Below are 18586 nucleotides of genomic sequence, written 5' to 3' on the forward strand. Positions count from 1 at the left end.
CCCCCCGCGAACAGCTCCGGGGTGAAATGCAGGCCAGCGGTAGGCGCGGCGACCGCGCCTTCCTCGCGCGCATAGATCGTCTGATAATCGGCGCGGTCGCGCTCGTCGTCCTCGCGCTTCGACGCAATGTAGGGCGGCAGCGGGATATGCCCGACGGCATGCAGCGCCTCGTCGAGAAAGGCGCCCGACAGATCGAAGCCGAGCAGCGCTTCGCCGCCCTCGCCTTTTTCAAGCACCGTGGCGTCGAGCCGGCCCAGAAAGCAGGAACTGCCGTCATGGCCGAACTGGATGCGGTCGCCGGCGGCGATGCGCTTGCCCGGCCGCATGAAGGCCAGCCAGCGGTCGGGACCGGTGCGCATGTGCAGCGTCGCCTCGACCTGCGCCGCCGCTTCGCCGCGCAGCCTGATGCCCTTCAATTGCGCCGGGATGACTTTGGTGTCGTTGAACACCAGCACGTCGCCGGCCTCGAGCAGCGACGGCAGGTCCCGGACCGTCCGGTCCTCGAAACCGGTGTCCGGCCTCACCACCAGCAGCCGAGCGCTGTCGCGCGGCTCGGCCGGCCTGAGCGCGATGCGGTCTTCGGGAAGATCGAAATCGAAGAGGTCCACTTTCATGCCTGCGGCAATAACCCGATCGCCGCGCTCTCGCCACCGTCTTGTTGCCGCGCCTTGCGAGCAATTGCCGTCGAACGAAACAGCCGACGCTCAGGTCAGCCGCACCAGCAGCGCTCCGGCCAAGAGCAGCACAGCGCCGGCGACGCGGCCAAGCGAGATTTCGCGCACCGCCACGCCAAGGAAGCCGGCGCGGTCGATCAGCATGCCGGCGATCAGCTGACCGGCGACCAGGAAGGCCATCAGCGCCGCCGCGCCGATGCGTGGCGTGAGGATCGTCGACAGCGTCACATAGAAGCCGCCGAGCATGCCGCCGGCGACGAACAGCCAGGGCGCCGGCGCCTTCCAGTCGAGCGAGATGCCCTGCAGCTTCACCACCGAAATCGAGATGATGCCAAGCACGATGGCACCGGACAGGAAGGAAAAGGCGGCGGCCGCGACCGGAAGGCCGAGGCCCTTAGCCAATTGCGAATTGATCGGCGCCTGGATGGCGATGAAGGCGCCGGACAGGATGCCGAGCAGAGACCAGACAGCGCCCATCATGGTTCCGCCTTTACTTGACGTCTGCCGCGACTTTCAGCGACACGATCTTGTCGGGATCCTGCACCGGCTCGCCGCGCTTGATCTTGTCGACATTCTCCATGCCTTCGATGACCTGGCCCCAAACCGTGTACTGGCGGTTGAGGAAGGCCGCGTCGTCGAAGCAGATGAAGAACTGCGAGTTCGCCGAGTTCGGGTTCTGGGCCCTAGCCATCGAGCAGGCGCCGCGGCCGTGATTGGCGTTGGAGAACTCGGCCTTGAGGTCCGGCTTGTCGGAGCCGCCCATGCCCGCGCGCGACGGCGCATAAGTGGGCTTGCTCGAATTGCCAAACTTGACGTCGCCGGTCTGCGCCATGAAGCCGTCGATGACGCGGTGGAACACCACGCCGTCATAGGCGCCTTCGCGCGCCAGCTCTTTAATGCGCGCAACATGGCCGGGCGCAAGCTCGGGATACATTTCGATGACGACCGGGCCCTTGGTCGTTTCCATGATGAGCGCGTTCTCGCGGTCTTTGATCTCAGCCATGTCGGAAAATCCTTTGAAAATTGAGGGAGTTACTTGCTGTCGGCGGCGATGCGAACCTTGATCATGCGGTCGGGGTCGGTGACCGTGCCGTTGTCGGGCTCGTCGCCCTTCTTGATCTTGTCGACGAGATCCATGCCGCCGACCACCTTGCCGACGATGGTGTACTGGCCGTCGAGGTTCGGCGCCGGCGCGAACATGATGAAGAATTGCGAGTTGGCCGAGTTCGGGTCCTGCGAACGGGCCATGCCGACCACGCCGCGCGCGAACTGCTCGCTCTGCGAAAACTCGGCCGGCAGGTCGGGAAGATCGGAGCCGCCGGTGCCGACGGCTTCAGGGTTGAACCCCTTCTTCATGTTGCCGAATTTGACGTCGCCGGTCTGCGCCATGAAGCCGTCGATGACGCGGTGGAAGGCGACGTTATCGTAAGCGCCGTCGCGCACCAGCTTCTTGATCTGCGCGACATGCTTGGGCGCCAGATCGGGACGCAACGCGATGGTCACGTCGCCGTTCTTGAGCGTGATGATCATGGTGTCTTCCTTGTCGGCGGCGACGGCCGGCAAGGACGCCGCGAAAAGGCCGGCAACCACGACAAGGAACGAAGCGAGCTTCTTCAGCTGCATGGGTATCTCCGGGAAAACCTATTTGGTGAACTTGGCGGCGAGCGCGCCGGCAACGGCCGCAGGCACGAACGGGCGGATATCGCCGCCCATCGACGCAATCTGGCGCACAAGTGTGGCGGTAATGGTGCGCACCGAAGGGCTGGCGGGCAGAAAAACCGTCTGCAATTCCGGCGCCATCGTCTCGTTCATGCCGGCCATCTGCATTTCGTAATCGAGGTCGGTGCCGTCGCGCAGCCCCCGGATCATGATCGAGGCGCCGTGCTTGCGGGCCGCGTCGATGACCAGCCCATCGAAGGACACGACCTTGATACGATCGCTGTCGCGACCGAATTCGGCCTTGGTTGCGGCCTCGATCAACTCAACGCGTTCCTCGAAGGAAAACAACGGCTTCTTGCCCGGATGAATGCCGATCGCCGCATAGACGGTATCGGCCACCGCCAGCGACGCTTTAAGCACATCGAGATGGCCATTGGTCAGCGGGTCGAAAGAGCCGGCGTAAAGGGCGGTGCGTTCCGTCATGGCAGGCTTCTAGCGAGCCTCTCGGACAAAGGCAAATCTCATTAGTTGCATTGCCGTGAACCTTTTCGCGCCGATGAACGACAGATGAATGCGGCAATCACGAACATTTCACGCAGCGTTCACTAGGTTGCCGCTTCAAGAGGTGAAACCAAATCCCCACCTCATCGTTGTACGCCCAGGAGAACACGCAAATGCTGATCTACATGCTTGCCACTGCAATGACCATTGTGATGCTGATCGCGACTGCATTCGGGTTGCATCAGGAAGCAGCGCGAGTGCGCGTCAAGGCCAATACCAAGCGGCTCGATGGTTTCGCCCATCGCAACGTCTACCGTCGCCACTGATCATGATCGCACCGGCCCAGAGAGGCCGGTGAAGCTTGAACCTATTCGCCTTCGCCCATGTCGTCGGTGCCGGTCTCGCTTGAAGCCACGTCTTCGGCCTCTTCGTCCGACTGCGGTTCCGAAATCCGCTCCACCGATACAACCTTCTCGCCTTCGGCCGTGTTGAAGATCGTCACGCCCTTAGTGGCCCGGCTGGCGAAGCGTATGCCGTTGACCGGCACGCGGATGACCGTGCCGCCGTCCGAAACCAGCATGATCTGATCGTCATTGCCGACCGGGAACGTCGCGACCAGCCGGCCGATCTCGGCTACCTTCGACACATCGGTGGCGCGGATACCTTTGCCGCCGCGGCCCGTCAGCCGGAAATCGTAGGACGACGAGCGCTTGCCGTAGCCATATTCGGTCACCGTGAGCACAAGCTTCTCATGCGCCTTGAGGAACTCGTAGCGCTCCTCGGAAAGCTCGGCTTCCTCGCCGATTTCCTCATTGGTGAGCGCGATCTCCTCCTCCTCGCCGGCTCCGCCGGCGGCAAGCCTGCGCTCCGCCGCGGCGCGCTTCAGATAGGCCGCGCGCTCTGCTGGCGACGCATCGACGTTCTCGATGATGGACATCGAGATGATGCGGTCGGTCTCGGCCATGGTTATGCCGCGCACGCCGACGGAATTGCGGCTCTGGAACACACGCACATCGGAGACCCGGAAACGGATGCACTGGCCGGAATTCGCGGTCAGAAGCACATCGTCATTGTCGGTGCAGGTCTCGACGCCAAGGATCTCGTCGCCCTCTTCCTCCAGCTTCATGGCGATCTTGCCGTTGCGGTTGACCTGGACGAAGTCGGACAGCTTGTTGCGGCGCACGGTGCCGCGCGTGGTCGCGAACATCACATCGAGCTCGCCCCAGCTGGTTTCGTCCTCCGGCAGCGGCATGATCGTCGTAATGCGCTCGCCCTGCTCGAGCGGCAGCATGTTGATCAGCGCCTTGCCGCGCGATTGCGGGTTTCCGATCGGCAGCCGCCAGACCTTTTCCTTGTAGACGATGCCGCGCGAGGAGAAGAACAGCACCGGCGTGTGCGTGTTGGCGACGAACAGGCGGGTGACGAAATCCTCTTCCTTGGTCGACATGCCGGAGCGGCCCTTGCCGCCGCGGCGCTGCGCTCGGTAGAGTGAAAGCGGCACGCGCTTGATGTAGCCGGAATGGCTGACGGTGACGACCATGTCCTCGCGCTGGATCAGGTCCTCGTCTTCCATATCCGAACCGCCGTCGGTCAGCTCGGTGCGGCGCGGTGTGCCGAACTCGTCGCGGACCGCGACCAGCTCGTGCTTGACGATCTGCTGGATACGCGCGCGCGATGACAAAATATCAAGGAAATCGACGATTTCAGCGCCGATCTGGTTCAATTCGTCGGCGATCTCGTCGCGGCCGAGCGCGGTCAGGCGCTGCAGGCGCAGGTCAAGAATGGCGCGCGCCTGTTCCTCGGACAGATTATAGGTGCCGTCCTCGTTGATGCGATGGCGCGGATCGTCGATCAGCTGGATCAGCGGAGCGACGTCGTGTGACGGCCAGCGCCGCTCCATCAACTGCTCGCGCGCCGTCTGCGGATCCGGCGCGGTGCGGATCAGCTTGATCACCTCGTCGATATTAGCGACCGCAATGGCCAGACCGACCAACACATGCGCCCGCTCGCGCGCCTTGCGCAGCAGATATTTCGTGCGACGGCTGACGACTTCCTCGCGGAAGCCGACAAAGGCCTTCAGCATGTCGATCAGCGTCAGCACTTCCGGCTTGCCACCGTTGAGCGCCACCATATTGGCGCCGAACGAGGTTTGCAGCGGCGTGAAACGGTAGAGCTGGTTGAGGACAACGTCGGCTACGGCGTCGCGCTTCAACTCCACGACGACGCGGTAGCCCTGGCGGTCGCTCTCGTCGCGGATGTCGGAAATGCCCTCGATGCGCTTGTCGCGCACCAGCTCGGCCATCTTCTCGATCATCGAGGCCTTGTTCACCTGATAAGGAATCTCGGTGACGACGATGGATTCGCGGTCATTGCCGCGCTGCTCGATCTCGACGCGGCCGCGCATGACGATCGAACCGCGGCCCGTCGAATAGGCATTGTAGATGCCCGAACGGCCAAGCACGATGCCGCCGGTCGGGAAATCCGGACCGGGCACGATCTCCATCAGCGCCGTCAGGTCGATCGCCGGATTGTCGATGAGAGCGATGGCGCCGTTGCAGACTTCGACGAGATTGTGCGGTGGAATGTTGGTGGCCATGCCGACGGCGATACCGCCGGAGCCGTTGACCAGAAGGTTCGGGAAACGGGCCGGCAGTACCTTGGGCTCGCTGCCGGACGCATCATAAGTATCCTGAAAATCGACGGTTTCCTTGTCGATGTCCTCCAAGAGCTCATGCGCGACCTTGGTGAGCCTGGACTCGGTGTAGCGCATCGCCGCCGGCGGATCGCCGTCGATCGAGCCGAAATTGCCCTGACCGTCGATCAGCGGCACGCGCAGCGACCAGTCCTGCGCCATGCGCACCAGCGCGTCATAGATCGAGGCATCGCCATGCGGATGGTATTTACCCATCACGTCGGCGACCGGGCGGGCCGATTTCACATATTTGCGGTTCCAGTGGTAGCCGCTCTCATGCGAGGCATAGAGGATGCGGCGATGCACCGGCTTCAGGCCGTCGCGCACGTCGGGCAGCGCACGGCTGACGATCACGCTCATGGCGTAATCGAGATAGGAGCGCTGCATCTCCTCGATGATCGAAATCGGCTCGATGCCGGTGGGGCCGCCGTCCGGCCCGCGCGGTGTCTTCTGGTCGGTCAAATCAGGTCACAATCCAGTCGGGAATCACTCACCGCTTATATAGGAAGCCTCGCCGAAACTCCAATGTCGGCCGGACTTTTCCAGAGACAATTTTGATGGCAATTTCAAATGGATATCGCTGATTGCGACGATATGGCCAAGGTCGATTTCGCTTCAGCCGGCGTTAGCGCCCTCTGGTCCGTCTGGCGCGATACGCGCCGGGAGCTTGTCCCATCTCGCGCCGGAACCGGCGGTTGAAGGTCGACAGATCGTTAAAGCCGGCATCGAAGGCGATCGTCGAGATCGCCGCGCTCGAGCTGCGCAGACGCACCGCGGCGCGGTGCAGCCTCGTCCTCAGCAGGAATTGATAGGGCGTCATGCCGGCAACCTGCCGGAACGTGCGCAGGAAGTGAAACGGGCTTGTCGCCACGCCGGCAGCGAGCTTGGCAAGCGACAATGGTCGATCGGCGTTGAGCTCGATCAGCCGCACCGCCTCGGCAACGCGTTTCTGGTCGCGGCGGCTGGGCGCCCGGCCAGCTGTGGAAGTGTCGGCCGCAGCCGTGGCGACCGCCCCGGCCATGCGCAGGCCGAGTTCCTCGAATGCGTCGCCGTCGCCCGCTTCCCGTGCCGCCTCCGCCTCGGCCAGCAGAGGCGCCAGCGCCGGCAAGGGCGGCAGGCGTGGATGGGTAAAGCCGAGCCGTTTCACATCCGGCAGGTCGGCCAGGACGCGCTCCAGATAGGCCGGCGAAAAATGGAAGGAGAGGCAGCGGTCGCCGGCGCCGTGCTCATGCCCGCATTCATAGCAGGCGCCGGGATTGCCGAGCAGGAGGGCGCCCGGCGCCAGCATCGCCGTCCCCTGGCGCGTGCGATAGCGGAACGTGCCCCTGGTCACGGCGGCGACGCAAAAGCTGCAATGCTCTTCCTCGAATGGCTTGTCGCCGGCGACGGCCGTGCACACCACGTCGGACACCTGCCAGCCATGTCCGGAAGCCAGAGTCTTCTGCGCGGTCGTCATGGCTGAAAGATAGCAATTTTTCCCAAGCGTAGAACCCTGCCATACCGCTATTGCTAGCCCTCTCCTGACAAACGAGGCAGCAACAATGACCGATCCTTTTGCCGAGGCCCTGCACAGCGACGGCCCAAAACCGGACCTTGCCGAAAAGCTGAAACTCTATGGCCGCTTCATCGGCGCATGGACGTTCGATGCCACACGCATTCTCGAGGATGGCACAAGGCTCACGGGTCGCGGCGAAGTGCATTTCGGCTGGGTTCTCGAAGGCCGCGCCGTGCAGGACGTCTGGATCTTGCCCGCGCGGAACACCGGGGTCCAGACTTCGCTCGGAGCATGGACCTTCTACGGCACCACATTGCGTGTCTACGATCCGGGCGCCGACGCCTGGCACATCTTCTGGAGCGACCCGCGCAACCAGTATTACAGCCGCCAACTCGGCCACACCGAGGACGGCACGATCGTCCAGGTCGGTACGGACGGCACCGGCGCGTCTGTGCGCTGGAGCTTTTCACGCATCACCGAAAACTCGTTTCGCTGGCTCGGCGAGCGCTCGCATGATGGCGGCGCGACCTGGCGAATGGAGGTCGAGTTTCTGGCTCGTCGCCTAAATGAACCTCGATAGCGATCGAAAAGCCGCAAGGAATTGAAAGCGATCCCTCGCGCCTGCTTTCACAGCTTCGCACACCATTTCCTTCCGCTTTCCAGCGCCACAGCTTTGCTCTACCAATTGCAAAACCTGGGCTTCGCCCGGCGGGAGGGGACCAGCGATGCCGAGTTTCGACAGCCTGTTCAACGCCTTCGTCACCATCCTGGTGACCATCGACCCGCCGGGACTGGCGCCGCTTTTCCTGGCCGTGACGCGCGGCATGAACCGTGACGAGCGCCAGCAGGTTTCGATCCGCGCCTCGGTGATCGGCTTCCTGGTCATGGCGCTGTTTGCGATTGCCGGCGCCTCGATCCTGTCGGTGTTCGGCATAACGCTGCCGGCCTTTCGCGTCGCCGGCGGCTTCCTCTTGTTCTTCATCGCCTTCGAAATGGTGTTCGAGCGCCGTCAGGACCGTAAGGAGAAGATCGGCGACGTCGCCATCACCAAGGACATGATTCACAATATCGCCGCCTTCCCGCTGGCAATCCCGCTGATCGCCGGTCCGGGCGCCATCTCGGCAACCGTGCTGCTGTCGGGCTCCTTCCAGGGTTTTGGCGCACAGGCGGCGCTGGTCGGCATCATAGCGATCTGTCTGGTGATCACCTTTCTGGTTTTCGTGCTGTCCGAGCGTATCGACCGCATCCTCGGCCAGACCGGCCGCTCGATCCTGACCCGTCTGCTCGGCGTCATCCTCGCGGCGCTAGCCGTTCAGTTCGTGGCGGACGGCATCAAGGCGCTGATGGCCGCTTGAATAAGTATCGTACTGCCTACTGCCTACTGCCTCACTTCGCCGCCGTCTCGACCACCTCGAAATCATGCGTGATGGTCGCCGTCTTGGCCATCATGGCTGAAGCCGAGCAGTATTTTTCGATCGACAGATCGATCGCGCGTTTCACCTTGTCGTGCGACAGGGCTCTCCCCTTGACGATGAAATGCATGTGGATGCGGGTGAACACCTTTGGATCGGCTTCGGCTCGGTCGGCGTCGAGCTCGACCACGCAATCCTCGACCGCCTCCCGGCCCTTCTCGAGGATGTGCACGACATCATAGGCCGAGCAGCCGCCGGTGCCGATCAGCACCAGTTCCATCGGGCTCGGTCCCGGCGTCTTGCCTTCCGGCCTGTGCGCCGCGCCCAGCACGACCTTGTGGCCGCTGCCGGACTCGCCGACGAAGGTGCGTTCCTCGACCCATTTGATGCGTGCTTTCACGTTGACCTTCCTTGAGAAATTGCCGTCCGCCAAGGCGTGTTGATATTCAGGTCAGGCCGGCCTCACCTGAATATCAACACGCCTTACTGGCCGAACACAACGGCGTGCATGATCCGGCCGGCAGCAGCGTGAAGATGCCGGCGCCGACCAGCGCGAACAGATAGAGCTTGATCATGGCGCCGCGATGCGCGGTTACCTTATGCGTGTGCGCATACCAGGCCGCCAGCGGCATGGTGACCAGCACCAGGATCGACAACAGATGGATCGGGCTGAACGGAGCGACGAGCCGGATCTGCTGGATCCAGAAACTCGATATGGCGATGACCAGCATCAACGCCACGCAGGTGTAGCCCAGCACACGATGACGCACAGTACCTTTCGGCAGCGCCAACTGGGCGCCGCCGATGGCCAAAGCGGCGAAGGCCGCGAATGCATGCCACGGAATGGGAGGCGACGCCGACAGAAGCGGTCCGAGCGACATCACGCCTTCCCCTCAGACGGCCGTTTCGAGACGCTTAGAACGGGATCTCGTCGTCCAGCTCGCGTGACGAGCCGCCGCCCCTGGAGCCGCCACTGCCGCCGCGGTTGAAGCTTTCATTCGGGCTGGACTGGCCGAAATCCGAGCCTCGGCTGTTGCCGCCACCGGAATAATTGCCGACCTGGCCGCCGCCGCCCTCGCCGCGCGCGTCGAGCATCTGCAACTCGCCTCGGAATTTCTGCAGCACGACCTCGGTGGTGTATTTGTCGGCACCGGTCTGGTCCTGCCATTTGCGGGTCTGCAGCTGACCCTCGACATAGACCTTCATGCCCTTCTTCAAATACTGCTCGGCCACCTTGGCGAGCTGGTCGTTGAAAATGACGACGTTATGCCACTCGGTCTTTTCCTTACGCTCGCCCGAGTTCTTGTCGCGCCAGCTTTCCGACGTGGCGATGCGAATGTTGACGACCGGATCACCGGAATTCAGGCGGCGGATTTCAGGATCCGCTCCGAGATTGCCGACCAGAATGACCTTGTTGACGCTACCCGCCATCTTACTTCTCCGCGCTCATCCGAAACAAATTTCAAGTCGCTCACCTTATAGCCTGCGGGTCGTCGCCGCCCGCAAAAGGCTGGCTTTTCCCACAAGGTTTTTGTTCTCTTTTCGTTCTAGTCGTAGCTGCACTTTCTGTCAAGGAATGTCAGCAAAGGCAGGGTTGGACGTGCGTTTTGATATGGCGATCAAATAGAAGCTTGCCAAATCGATAAGTATCGACTTATGCTTCTGCCATGATCGAAGCAGAGATTTTCCGCGCTCTGGCCGACCCGACGCGACGCGCAGTTTACGAGCGGCTGGCCGCTGGCGAGATCAGCGTGAGCGAGCTGCGCGCCGGCATGAGTGTGTCGCAGCCGGCGGTCTCGCAGCACCTTGCCGTGCTGCGCGGCGCCGGCCTGGTGGTCGAGCGGCGTGCCGGCCGCAACGCCTATTACCGCGCCGATCCGCAGGGGCTCGACCCGCTGCTCGGCTGGATCGAACGCTACCGCGCCTTCTGGCCGGAACGCATCGAGAAGTTGAAGACGGTTCTGAAGGGAATGGACCAATGACGGCAACCGAAAACCCGATTGTCAACGAAGCGCCGCTCAGCTTCGAATGCGACCTCCCTGAGCCGCCGGAAAAGGTCTGGCGGGCGCTGACCGAGCCGGAACTGCTCGCCGCCTGGATGATGCCGAACGACATCAAGCCGGAAGCCGGCAGCCGCTTCGCCTTTGTCGGACCGGATGCGCCGATCGAATGCGAGGTGCTCGACGCCGAGCCCGGCAGGCTGCTGCGCTATTCCTGGCGCGAAAAACCTGGTGCTGACGACGGCGGGCTTCCACCCTTCGACAGTGTCGTCACCTTCACGCTTGCCGGCACGGCCTCGGGCGGCACACATCTCAGCATCGTGCATGACGGCTTCGTGCCGGTCGCACAGCCTCTTATCGCTGTCTCCGGCGCCGGCTGCGGGCTTTCGCTCGACGCGCGCAAGAACCCGACCGCCGCCAATGCGCCCTGCATGATGCTGCGCGCGGCCTGATCAAAAAGAGGACCGAGGAAACCCGTCATGAGCATTGCCAATCTGGTGCCGATGGTCATCGAGCAATCGAGCCGCGGCGAGCGTTCCTTCGATATCTTTTCGCGGCTGCTGCGCGAGCGCATCGTCTTTATCAATGGCGAGATCAACGACAACGTCTCGGCTCTGGTTTGCGCACAGCTCCTGTCGCTGGAATCGGACCACCCCGACAAGGAGATCTCGCTTTACATCAACTCGCCGGGCGGCATGGTGACCAGCGGCTTCGCCATCTACGACACGATGCAGTACATCTCCTGCCCGGTGTCGACGGTCTGCATGGGCTTTGCCGCCTCGATGGGCTCCTTCCTGCTGATGGCCGGCGCGCCGGGGCGGCGGATCGCGCTGCCCAACACAAGGATCGTGCTGCATCAGCCGCTGGGCGGCTTTCAGGGCCAGGCCTCAGACATCCAGCGCCATGCCGAGGACATCGTGCGTACCAAGCAGCATATGACCGAGCTCTACGCCAAGCATTGCGGCCGGACCTACGAGGAGGTCGAGCGCACGCTCGATCGCGATTACTTCATGAGCGCCGCGGAAGCCAAGACTTGGGGCCTTGTCGACCACGTCTACGACACGCGCAAGAAAGCGGCCTGACGTTGCGGGAAGGCGCGCGGCAAATTGATCGCCGCGCGTCTGGCATTGCCCTAGCCGCGTCCCTATAGTCCGCGCATGATCGATCCGTTCCAATCCAGGCACTTGTGCGTTGCCCTCGCCGCGCTTGCCGGCGCGCTGGTGGCCGGCGCCGCCCTTGCCGACGACAGTTCGGCGCAGAAACTGCCTGGCGTCAGCGGCGACTACCGCATCGCCAAGCCGGCGCCGCAGCCGGAACCAGACGCGCTACCGGCCGGCAGCGACGGTTCCTTCAAGATCGGCGACACCGATGTCAGGATCGGCGGCAGCATAACGATCGATATGGCGACGGGCGGCGCTCGGATCCCGAACCATTGATCGCGAGCGGGTCAAACGCGAACACCACAAAATGTAAGCCCCGCCACTGCTTCCGCAGGTGGACGGGGCTTTCATGGATCTGATAATCCAATTTTAGCCGGGAGTGGACTGCCGGCGTTCTGTTTCGGATGCAACGCGGCGTTCAGCCGACGATCCGACTATCGTCTCTAATTGTTAAGAATCGGCAAGTCACGGTTTGTCGGGCCGGCGTTTCAAGTCTGCCCTGGCACTTATGCCCGCCGCGGCTCCATCTCAGTGTGGAGCCTCAAGGGACTGTCCGGTGGCGTCATGCTCCGCTCCTGGGTCCGTTGCGACAATGTCGTTCGAAGCGCAAATCGCTATCGCCTGCGGCGTCTCGCAGACCGCCTATTGGGCGGCGAGGCCATCGAAAGACGGCCGGCTTCGTTGACGCGTTTGAGACTGCTCCCCTGGGCTCGGGACGTCAACCGTTGAATAGTCGGTTACCGAAAAATGTGATCGCCTGGAGGTTACGTGCAGGTAAGTCGAGTGCTTCGACACACCCAACGGCGCGTAGCTCGGCCGCGATTGTTTCCACTACGTTTGGGCGATTGTTCTCACAACGTTTGGGCGGCGATTGTTTCCACAACGCTTTGTCAGCAGCGTGTTCGATCTTTGTTCTTTCCGCTTGCCCGCTCGCGCGAAAGACGGTTAAACCCATGATCGGCTTGTCCCGTCGAGATTGTGGCGTCTCTCGACGTGGCGGTGAAAATACCTACATAGGGGATGGCCGGGACAAACCCGCCAATCCAGCAAATTCCAGATCTGAGGCGGCGACCGGCGATGGCCGACCATAAATACCTTTCCATTCGCGGGGCGCGCGAACACAATCTCAAGAACGTCGATCTCGACCTGCCGCGCGACAGCCTGATCGTCATGACCGGATTGTCGGGATCCGGCAAGTCGTCGCTTGCCTTCGACACCATCTATGCCGAGGGCCAGCGCCGCTATGTCGAAAGCCTGTCGGCCTATGCCCGCCAGTTCCTCGAGATGATGCAGAAGCCGGACGTCGACCAGATCGACGGCCTGTCGCCCGCCATCTCGATCGAGCAGAAGACCACCTCGCGCAACCCGCGCTCGACCGTCGGCACCGTCACGGAAATCTACGACTACATGCGCCTGCTGTTCGCGCGTGTCGGCATCCCCTATTCGCCGGCCACCGGCCTGCCGATCGAAAGCCAGACGGTTTCGCAGATGGTCGACCGCGTGCTGGCGCTGGACGAGGGCACGCGCCTGTTCCTGCTGGCGCCGATCGTGCGCGGCCGCAAGGGCGAGTACCGCAAGGAACTGCTGGAACTGCAGAAGAAGGGCTTCCAGCGCGTCAAGGTCGACGGCGTCTTCTACGAGATCGCCGACGTGCCGGCGCTCGACAAGAAATACAAGCACGACATCGACGTCGTCGTCGACCGCATCGTCGTGCGCGGCGACCTGGCCACGCGGCTCGCGGACTCGATCGAGACCGCGCTGAAGCTTGCCGAAGGTCTTGCCGTGGCGGAATTCGCCGACAAGCCGCTCGACGCCAGCCAGACCGGCGAGGATTCGGTCAACAAGTCGAAAAACGAGACGCATGAGCGCATCCTGTTCTCGGAAAAATTCGCCTGCCCGGTGTCCGGCTTCACCATTCCGGAGATCGAGCCCAGGCTGTTCTCCTTCAACAACCCGTTCGGCGCCTGCCCGACCTGCGACGGCCTTGGCAGCCAGCGCGCCATCGATCCCAACCTCGTCGTACCGGACGAGAACGTGTCGCTGCGCGACGGCGCCATCAGCCCGTGGGCGAAATCGACCTCGCCCTATTACGCGCAGACGCTGGAAGCGCTGGGCAAGGTCTATGGCTTCAAGCTCGGCGACAAGTTCAAGGATCTGAGCGCCGAGGCCAAAGAAGCCCTGTTGCGCGGCACGGGCGAGCGCGAGATCACCTTCCAGTATGATGACGGCCTGCGCTCCTACAAGACGACCAAGACCTTCGAGGGCGTCATCCCCAATCTCGACCGGCGCTGGAAGGAAACTGAATCCGCCTGGATGCGCGAGGAGATCGAGCGCTTCATGTCGGCCACCCCCTGCCCCGCCTGCAACGGCTACCGTCTGAAGCCGGAAGCGCTGGCGGTGAAGATCGGCGGCAAGCATATCGGTGAAGTCACGGAGATGTCGATCCGCAAGGCCGACCAGTGGTTCACCGACCTGCCGGCGCAGTTGAATGACAAGCAGAACGAGATCGCGGTCCGCGTGCTGAAGGAAATCCGCGAGCGGCTGCGCTTCCTCAACGATGTCGGCCTCGACTATCTGACCTTGTCGCGCAATTCCGGCACGCTGTCGGGCGGCGAGAGCCAGCGCATCCGGCTCGCTTCGCAGATCGGCTCCGGCCTCACCGGCGTGCTCTATGTGCTGGACGAGCCGTCGATCGGCTTGCATCAGCGCGACAATGCGCGCCTGCTCGATACGCTCAAGCACCTGCGCGACATTGGCAACACGGTGATCGTCGTCGAGCATGACGAGGACGCCATCCTGCATGCCGACTACGTCGTCGACATCGGCCCGGCGGCCGGCATCCATGGCGGCCAGATCATCGCGCAAGGCACGCCGCAGCAGATCATGGCCACACCTGCCTCGATCACCGGCAAATATTTGTCGGGCGAGCTCGAAGTGGCAACGCCCGCGGTGCGGCGCGAGGCGAAGAAGAACCGGCGCATCAAGGTGGTCGGCGCGCGCGGCAACAATCTCAAAAACGTGACGGCGGAGATCCCGCTTGGCACCTTCACTGCGGTCACCGGCGTGTCCGGCGGCGGCAAGTCGACCTTCCTAATCGAGACGCTGTTCAAGGCGGCCTCGCGCCGCATCATGGGCTCGCGCGAGCATCCGGCCGAGCACGACCGCATCGAGGGTCTGGAATTCCTCGACAAGGTCATCGACATCGACCAGTCGCCGATCGGCCGCACGCCGCGCTCTAACCCCGCGACCTATACCGGTGCCTTCACGCCGATCCGCGACTGGTTCGCAGGGTTGCCCGAAGCCAAGGCGCGCGGCTATCAGCCGGGCCGTTTCTCCTTCAACGTCAAGGGCGGCCGCTGCGAGGCCTGCCAGGGCGACGGCGTCATCAAGATCGAGATGCACTTCCTGCCCGATGTCTACGTCACCTGCGACGTCTGCCACGGCAAGCGCTACAACCGCGAGACGCTCGACGTGCTGTTCAAGGGCAAGTCGATCGCCGACGTGCTCGACATGACGGTCGAGGAAGGCGTCGACTTCTTCTCGGCGGTGCCGGGCGTGCGCGACAAGCTGGAGACGCTGAAGCAGGTCGGCCTCGGCTATATCCATATTGGCCAGCAGGCGACGACGCTCTCGGGCGGCGAGGCGCAGCGCATCAAGCTTGCCAAGGAATTGTCGCGCAAGGCGACCGGCAAGACGCTCTACATCCTCGACGAGCCGACCACCGGCCTGCATTTCCACGACGTCGCCAAGCTGCTCGAAGTGCTGCACGAGCTGGTCGACCAGGGCAACACGGTGGTGGTGATCGAGCACAATCTCGAAGTGATCAAGACCGCCGACTGGGTGCTGGACCTCGGCCCCGAAGGCGGCGACGGCGGCGGGGAGCTGGTGGCGTCCGGCACGCCGGAAGCGATCGTGCGCGAGAAGCGCAGCTACACAGGCCAGTTCCTCAAGGAGCTGCTGGAGCGGCGCCCCGGAGGCAAACGCGAAGCGGCGGAGTGAGCGCGCATTTCGTCGGAAGGGCGCTTGAATGACAATTAGAAGAGCGCTTTCCGGTGATCTTCCGGCCGTTGCCGCGGTGACGACGGCTGCCTATGCGTCCTACACCGCTCTGTTCGGCGCCCCGCCGATTCCGGTGACGGAAGACTACGCGCCGCGCATCGAGCGCGGCGAGGTCTGGCTGCTCGAAGAGGACGGAGGACTGGCCGGGCTGATCGTCCTCGAACGGCATCCCGACCACGCCATGATCTTCAGCGTCGCCGTCGCGCCGGCCTTCCAAGGTAAAAAACTCGGCATCAAACTGCTCAACTTCGCCGACGAGCAGGCGCGGTTGTGGGCCGTACCGGAGGTGCGACTTTACACCAATTCGCGGATGGAGCGGAACATCGCGCTCTATTCCGCCTACGGCTATCGGGAAACGGGTCGCCGCGCCAACCCACACCGGCCAGGATGGACCCTGGTCGACATGATGAAGTCGGTCGACCGAGCCGCCTGATCACATTTGAACAGAGGAGGACGATAATGAGCCAAGGAAAAATCCGCTCCGGCATGGGCGGCTGGACTTTCGAGCCTTGGGACACCTCCTTCTACCCGGACAAGCTCGCCAAGGCCAAGCAACTCCACTACGCCAGCCGGCAGGTCCCGACCATCGAGGTCAACGGCACTTATTATTCCAGCTTCAAGGAACCGACTTTCGCCAAGTGGGCCAACGAAGCGCCGGAGGGTTTCGTCTTCTCGCTCAAAGGCAACCGCTTCGTCACCAACCGGAGGGTGCTCGGCGAGGCCGGCGAATCGATGGTGCGCTTCCTGGGCTCCGGCGTTGCCGCGCTCGGCGAGAAGCTCGGCCCGATTCTGTGGCAGTTCGCGCCGACCAAGAAATTCGACGCGGACGATTTCGAAGCCTTCCTGAAGCTGCTGCCCGAGAAGCAGGACGGTGTGCCTCTGCGTCACGCGCTGGAGGTGCGCCACGACAGCTTCGTCGTGCCGGAGTTTCCAGCGCTCGCCCGAAAATACAACGCCGCGATCGTCTATGCCGATCACGCAAAATATCCGGCGATCGCCGATGTAACCGGCGACTTCGTCTATGCGCGGCTGCAGACCGGCAGCGACGACAACCCTGACTGCTACACGCCGAAAGGCCTCGACGAATGGGCGGGACGGGTGAAGACCTGGGCGCAAGGCAAGCAGCCCGCCGACCTGCCGCGCGCCGATCCCAAGACCGATGCGCCGGTCAAGCCGCGCGACGTGTTCGTCTACTTCATCACCGAGGGCAAGGTGCGCGCGCCGTTCGGCGCCATGGCACTGATGAAGCGGGTGACCGATTGAAGGGGCGAGCTCCGCCGGAACTTACGGGGCATCTCGACCGTTTTGCCTTTCTCGCCGGGGGCGGGTTTCCATAGCGGTTGAGCGTCGCGGAACAATGGCCCGGGCTCCGGCATCGGGAGAGCCCGAAGAAAGCGAGGCGATATGGCTGTCATCCTCATCGGGGCATTGCTCATCGTCGCCGGCATCGTGTACATGGCCGGCGCGGTCCTCAGGCGCGGGAAACTTAGCGATCCGGCAGCTGCAGCCTCGGATCGCCCGGTGCCAAACCTCACAACGCCTGGCCCGACGCTTGAGCCACGCCGGCGCGGCCTCGGTTTCCTCGGCCTGTCGCAGAACTGGCCGGGTCTGCTGATGATGGGGGTCGGCATCATCCTGCTGTTGTTGGTGGCGGTCCTCTGACGCCGCGGAATTATGGCATCTTCACTGCCTATCGTAACGTAATCGATACTTCCTTGCTGCACTAATGGACCTACGTCAGGTTGCGGAAGCCCGGCGCGCCGGCAAGGACGGGTGCATGCTGCTCGACTACAACTCATTGCTGCTGGCCGTCGGCTTCTCCGCAGCCTGCCTCAGCCTCACTCTGTTCGGGACCTGGCTGACCGCCCGTTCCGACAGATTCCTGCTGACATGGGCGACCAGCGTGCTGGTGGTGGTGGCGGAGGTTTTTGTCTATGACGCCTATATCGATGCGCCCGGAACAGTCCTCGGCATCCTGGCGCTGGGGCTGCTGCTGTTCGGCTTCTCGGTGATGTTGGGCGCCGCCCACCAGTTCCGGACCGGCCGCTCGCCGCTGCCGCGCATCACGCTTGGCACTGCCATCTCCTTTGCGCTTGCGTTACCGCCAATGGCGCTCGGCTATGACGGTCTGGGCTTCATGCTTGAGAATTTCCTTGCCGCGCTGCTCCTATTCGGCACCGCGCATGAATATTGGAAGGGTCGCGAGGAGGCACCGGCGCAACTCGTGGGCGTGGCGCTGCTCTATTCATTGACCGCTGTTTCCTTCGTGCTTTGCGCGGCCGTGCTGGCTTGGGACGGCAAGCTCATCCTCGGCCACGCGCCGAGCAACTGGGCGGAGGATCTGAGCTTGGTCATCGTCATCGCCTCGATGACCGGCATCGGCGCGCTGTCGCTGGCGCTCAACCAGGGGCGGCTCGCGCGCCACCACAAGCATGAGGCCGAGACCGACGTGCTGACCGGGCTGCTCAACCGCCGCGCGTTGTTCGACCTGCACGGCAAGACGCCGGTCAGCGCTTTCACGGCGGTGGTGGTGTTCGACCTCGATGGCTTCAAGGCGATCAACGACCAATTCGGCCACGCCGCGGGAGACGAAGTGTTGAAGGTCTTTGCCCAAGTGCTTTCCGCTGACCTGCGCCCGAACGACTCCGTCGCCCGCATGGGTGGCGAGGAATTTGCCATGGTGTTGAAGCGCACTTTGCCCGAGACAGCCGAGGCGACGGCCGAACGCGTCCGGGCCGCGTTCGCCGCGCGCACGGTCGAGACCGAGACCGGACCGCTGCGCTGCACGGTCAGCGCGGGCTTCGCATTTGGCAGCAGGGATGGCATGAGCTTCGACAAAGTGCTCAGCGCCGCCGACAAGGCGCTCTATGCCGCCAAGCGCGGCGGCCGCAACCGCGTCCTGGATTTTCGCCGCGCCGGTTGAGTTTTAGCGCC

The 18586-nt window shown here is 63.3% G+C and carries 21 protein-coding genes and 1 pseudogene; 12 read left to right on the forward strand and 10 right to left on the reverse strand.

Annotation, left to right across the window (positions count from 1 at the left end):
* From LB526_RS25495 to coaD, 5 genes are all read right to left on the reverse strand, one after another.
* Nucleotides 1–614, reverse strand: a 614-nt coding sequence (locus LB526_RS25495; RefSeq protein WP_224630218.1) for an S-adenosylmethionine:tRNA ribosyltransferase-isomerase, incomplete at its 3' end; no start/stop codon positions are given.
* A gap of 90 nt (nucleotides 615–704) precedes the next feature.
* Nucleotides 705–1154 (reverse strand): DMT family transporter, encoded by a 450-nt coding sequence (locus LB526_RS25500; protein ID WP_095765301.1) that lies wholly within the window; start codon nucleotides 1152–1154, stop codon nucleotides 705–707.
* A 10-nt stretch (nucleotides 1155–1164) separates the two neighbouring features.
* The gene (locus LB526_RS25505) at nucleotides 1165–1677 is read right to left on the reverse strand and encodes a peptidylprolyl isomerase (protein ID WP_095765300.1); all 513 of its coding nucleotides are present in this window, start codon (nucleotides 1675–1677) and stop codon (nucleotides 1165–1167) included.
* A 29-nt stretch (nucleotides 1678–1706) separates the two neighbouring features.
* Nucleotides 1707–2297 (reverse strand): peptidylprolyl isomerase, encoded by a 591-nt coding sequence (locus LB526_RS25510; protein ID WP_411909041.1) that lies wholly within the window; start codon nucleotides 2295–2297, stop codon nucleotides 1707–1709.
* An 18-nt stretch (nucleotides 2298–2315) separates the two neighbouring features.
* Complete coding sequence (gene coaD / locus LB526_RS25515; RefSeq protein ID WP_140696281.1) at nucleotides 2316–2816, reverse strand: pantetheine-phosphate adenylyltransferase; 501 nt, start codon at nucleotides 2814–2816, stop codon at nucleotides 2316–2318.
* Nucleotides 2817–3007: 191 nt separating this feature from the next.
* Between coaD and LB526_RS25520 the strand changes: the two genes are divergently transcribed.
* The gene (locus tag LB526_RS25520; RefSeq protein ID WP_095765297.1) at nucleotides 3008–3160 is read left to right on the forward strand and encodes a hypothetical protein; all 153 of its coding nucleotides are present in this window, start codon (nucleotides 3008–3010) and stop codon (nucleotides 3158–3160) included.
* Between the two features lie 41 nt (nucleotides 3161–3201).
* Here the strand turns inward: LB526_RS25520 and gyrA are convergent, their stop codons facing one another.
* Together gyrA and LB526_RS25530 are read right to left on the reverse strand one after the other, a co-directional pair.
* The gene (gene gyrA / locus LB526_RS25525; protein WP_224528955.1) at nucleotides 3202–5988 is read right to left on the reverse strand and encodes a DNA gyrase subunit A; all 2787 of its coding nucleotides are present in this window, start codon (nucleotides 5986–5988) and stop codon (nucleotides 3202–3204) included.
* Between the two features lie 163 nt (nucleotides 5989–6151).
* Entirely contained in the window at nucleotides 6152–6982 is an 831-nt protein-coding gene (locus LB526_RS25530; protein WP_224528958.1) for a helix-turn-helix domain-containing protein, read from the reverse strand.
* A gap of 85 nt (nucleotides 6983–7067) precedes the next feature.
* Between LB526_RS25530 and LB526_RS25535 the strand changes: the two genes are divergently transcribed.
* Together LB526_RS25535 and LB526_RS25540 are read left to right on the forward strand one after the other, a co-directional pair.
* On the forward strand, nucleotides 7068–7601 hold the full coding sequence (locus LB526_RS25535; protein ID WP_224528975.1) for a hypothetical protein: 534 nt from the start codon (nucleotides 7068–7070) through the stop codon (nucleotides 7599–7601).
* A 145-nt stretch (nucleotides 7602–7746) separates the two neighbouring features.
* On the forward strand, nucleotides 7747–8376 hold the full coding sequence (locus LB526_RS25540) for a MarC family protein (protein ID WP_224528978.1): 630 nt from the start codon (nucleotides 7747–7749) through the stop codon (nucleotides 8374–8376).
* Between the two features lie 31 nt (nucleotides 8377–8407).
* On the opposite strand, the gene LB526_RS25545 is transcribed toward LB526_RS25540, so the two are convergent.
* The 3 genes and pseudogenes from LB526_RS25545 to LB526_RS25555 form a co-directional block, all read right to left on the reverse strand.
* Nucleotides 8408–8833 carry an OsmC family protein gene (locus tag LB526_RS25545; RefSeq protein ID WP_224630219.1) on the reverse strand — a complete coding sequence of 142 codons (426 nt, stop codon included), beginning with the start codon at nucleotides 8831–8833 and terminating at the stop codon, nucleotides 8408–8410.
* Between the two features lie 83 nt (nucleotides 8834–8916).
* Nucleotides 8917–9314: pseudogene (locus tag LB526_RS25550) on the reverse strand (DUF2306 domain-containing protein).
* A gap of 34 nt (nucleotides 9315–9348) precedes the next feature.
* Entirely contained in the window at nucleotides 9349–9864 is a 516-nt protein-coding gene (locus LB526_RS25555) for a single-stranded DNA-binding protein (RefSeq protein WP_140841185.1), read from the reverse strand.
* A gap of 236 nt (nucleotides 9865–10100) precedes the next feature.
* On the opposite strand from LB526_RS25555, the gene LB526_RS25560 reads away from it, so the two are divergent.
* The 9 genes from LB526_RS25560 (at nucleotide 10101) to LB526_RS25600 (ending at nucleotide 18575) form a co-directional block, all read left to right on the forward strand.
* Nucleotides 10101–10415: an ArsR/SmtB family transcription factor gene (locus tag LB526_RS25560; RefSeq protein ID WP_224630220.1), complete on the forward strand. Its 315-nt coding sequence runs from the start codon at nucleotides 10101–10103 to the stop codon at nucleotides 10413–10415.
* Nucleotides 10412–10885: an SRPBCC family protein gene (locus tag LB526_RS25565; RefSeq protein ID WP_224630221.1), complete on the forward strand. Its 474-nt coding sequence runs from the start codon at nucleotides 10412–10414 to the stop codon at nucleotides 10883–10885. The genes LB526_RS25560 and LB526_RS25565 overlap by 4 nt, the downstream gene beginning before the upstream one ends.
* A 27-nt stretch (nucleotides 10886–10912) precedes the next feature.
* Nucleotides 10913–11515: an ATP-dependent Clp protease proteolytic subunit gene (locus LB526_RS25570; RefSeq protein ID WP_095765288.1), complete on the forward strand. Its 603-nt coding sequence runs from the start codon at nucleotides 10913–10915 to the stop codon at nucleotides 11513–11515.
* Between the two features lie 75 nt (nucleotides 11516–11590).
* Entirely contained in the window at nucleotides 11591–11869 is a 279-nt protein-coding gene (locus LB526_RS25575) for a hypothetical protein (protein WP_224544440.1), read from the forward strand.
* 801 nt (nucleotides 11870–12670) lie between these two features.
* Nucleotides 12671–15592 (forward strand): excinuclease ABC subunit UvrA, encoded by a 2922-nt coding sequence (gene uvrA / locus LB526_RS25580; RefSeq protein WP_224630222.1) that lies wholly within the window; start codon nucleotides 12671–12673, stop codon nucleotides 15590–15592.
* Between the two features lie 28 nt (nucleotides 15593–15620).
* Nucleotides 15621–16085: a GNAT family N-acetyltransferase gene (locus LB526_RS25585; protein WP_224601288.1), complete on the forward strand. Its 465-nt coding sequence runs from the start codon at nucleotides 15621–15623 to the stop codon at nucleotides 16083–16085.
* A gap of 26 nt (nucleotides 16086–16111) precedes the next feature.
* A complete protein-coding gene (locus LB526_RS25590) occupies nucleotides 16112–16915 on the forward strand; it encodes a DUF72 domain-containing protein (protein ID WP_263483462.1) in 804 nt (267 codons plus the stop codon).
* Nucleotides 16916–17056: 141 nt separating this feature from the next.
* Nucleotides 17057–17314: a hypothetical protein gene (locus LB526_RS25595; protein WP_095765284.1), complete on the forward strand. Its 258-nt coding sequence runs from the start codon at nucleotides 17057–17059 to the stop codon at nucleotides 17312–17314.
* Nucleotides 17315–17429: 115 nt separating this feature from the next.
* Nucleotides 17430–18575 carry a GGDEF domain-containing protein gene (locus LB526_RS25600; protein WP_224630223.1) on the forward strand — a complete coding sequence of 382 codons (1146 nt, stop codon included), beginning with the start codon at nucleotides 17430–17432 and terminating at the stop codon, nucleotides 18573–18575.
* Nucleotides 18576–18586 lie beyond the last annotated feature (11 nt).

The sequence above is a fragment of the Mesorhizobium sp. CA6 genome, from assembly GCF_020165035.1.
In the GTDB taxonomy this organism is placed as follows: domain Bacteria; phylum Pseudomonadota; class Alphaproteobacteria; order Rhizobiales; family Rhizobiaceae; genus Mesorhizobium.

Excerpts from the sequence above, each read along its gene's own strand:
- LB526_RS25570 (WP_095765288.1), top strand. The coding sequence starts at position 10,913 with ATGAGCATTGCCAATCTGGTGCCGATGGTCATCGAGCAATCGAGCCGC.
- LB526_RS25565 (WP_224630221.1), top strand. The coding sequence starts at position 10,412 with ATGACGGCAACCGAAAACCCGATTGTCAACGAAGCGCCGCTCAGCTTC.
- LB526_RS25595 (WP_095765284.1), top strand. The coding sequence starts at position 17,057 with ATGGCTGTCATCCTCATCGGGGCATTGCTCATCGTCGCCGGCATCGTG.
- LB526_RS25510 (WP_411909041.1), bottom strand. The coding sequence starts at position 2,297 with ATGCAGCTGAAGAAGCTCGCTTCGTTCCTTGTCGTGGTTGCCGGCCTT.
- LB526_RS25600 (WP_224630223.1), top strand. The coding sequence starts at position 17,430 with ATGCTGCTCGACTACAACTCATTGCTGCTGGCCGTCGGCTTCTCCGCA.
- LB526_RS25540 (WP_224528978.1), top strand. The coding sequence starts at position 7,747 with ATGCCGAGTTTCGACAGCCTGTTCAACGCCTTCGTCACCATCCTGGTG.
- LB526_RS25520 (WP_095765297.1), top strand. The coding sequence starts at position 3,008 with ATGCTGATCTACATGCTTGCCACTGCAATGACCATTGTGATGCTGATC.
- LB526_RS25505 (WP_095765300.1), bottom strand. The coding sequence starts at position 1,677 with ATGGCTGAGATCAAAGACCGCGAGAACGCGCTCATCATGGAAACGACC.
- LB526_RS25555 (WP_140841185.1), bottom strand. The coding sequence starts at position 9,864 with ATGGCGGGTAGCGTCAACAAGGTCATTCTGGTCGGCAATCTCGGAGCG.
- LB526_RS25530 (WP_224528958.1), bottom strand. The coding sequence starts at position 6,982 with ATGACGACCGCGCAGAAGACTCTGGCTTCCGGACATGGCTGGCAGGTG.
- LB526_RS25585 (WP_224601288.1), top strand. The coding sequence starts at position 15,621 with ATGACAATTAGAAGAGCGCTTTCCGGTGATCTTCCGGCCGTTGCCGCG.
- LB526_RS25500 (WP_095765301.1), bottom strand. The coding sequence starts at position 1,154 with ATGATGGGCGCTGTCTGGTCTCTGCTCGGCATCCTGTCCGGCGCCTTC.
- LB526_RS25560 (WP_224630220.1), top strand. The coding sequence starts at position 10,101 with ATGATCGAAGCAGAGATTTTCCGCGCTCTGGCCGACCCGACGCGACGC.
- coaD (WP_140696281.1), bottom strand. The coding sequence starts at position 2,816 with ATGACGGAACGCACCGCCCTTTACGCCGGCTCTTTCGACCCGCTGACC.
- uvrA (WP_224630222.1), top strand. The coding sequence starts at position 12,671 with ATGGCCGACCATAAATACCTTTCCATTCGCGGGGCGCGCGAACACAAT.
- LB526_RS25590 (WP_263483462.1), top strand. The coding sequence starts at position 16,112 with ATGAGCCAAGGAAAAATCCGCTCCGGCATGGGCGGCTGGACTTTCGAG.
- LB526_RS25575 (WP_224544440.1), top strand. The coding sequence starts at position 11,591 with ATGATCGATCCGTTCCAATCCAGGCACTTGTGCGTTGCCCTCGCCGCG.
- LB526_RS25535 (WP_224528975.1), top strand. The coding sequence starts at position 7,068 with ATGACCGATCCTTTTGCCGAGGCCCTGCACAGCGACGGCCCAAAACCG.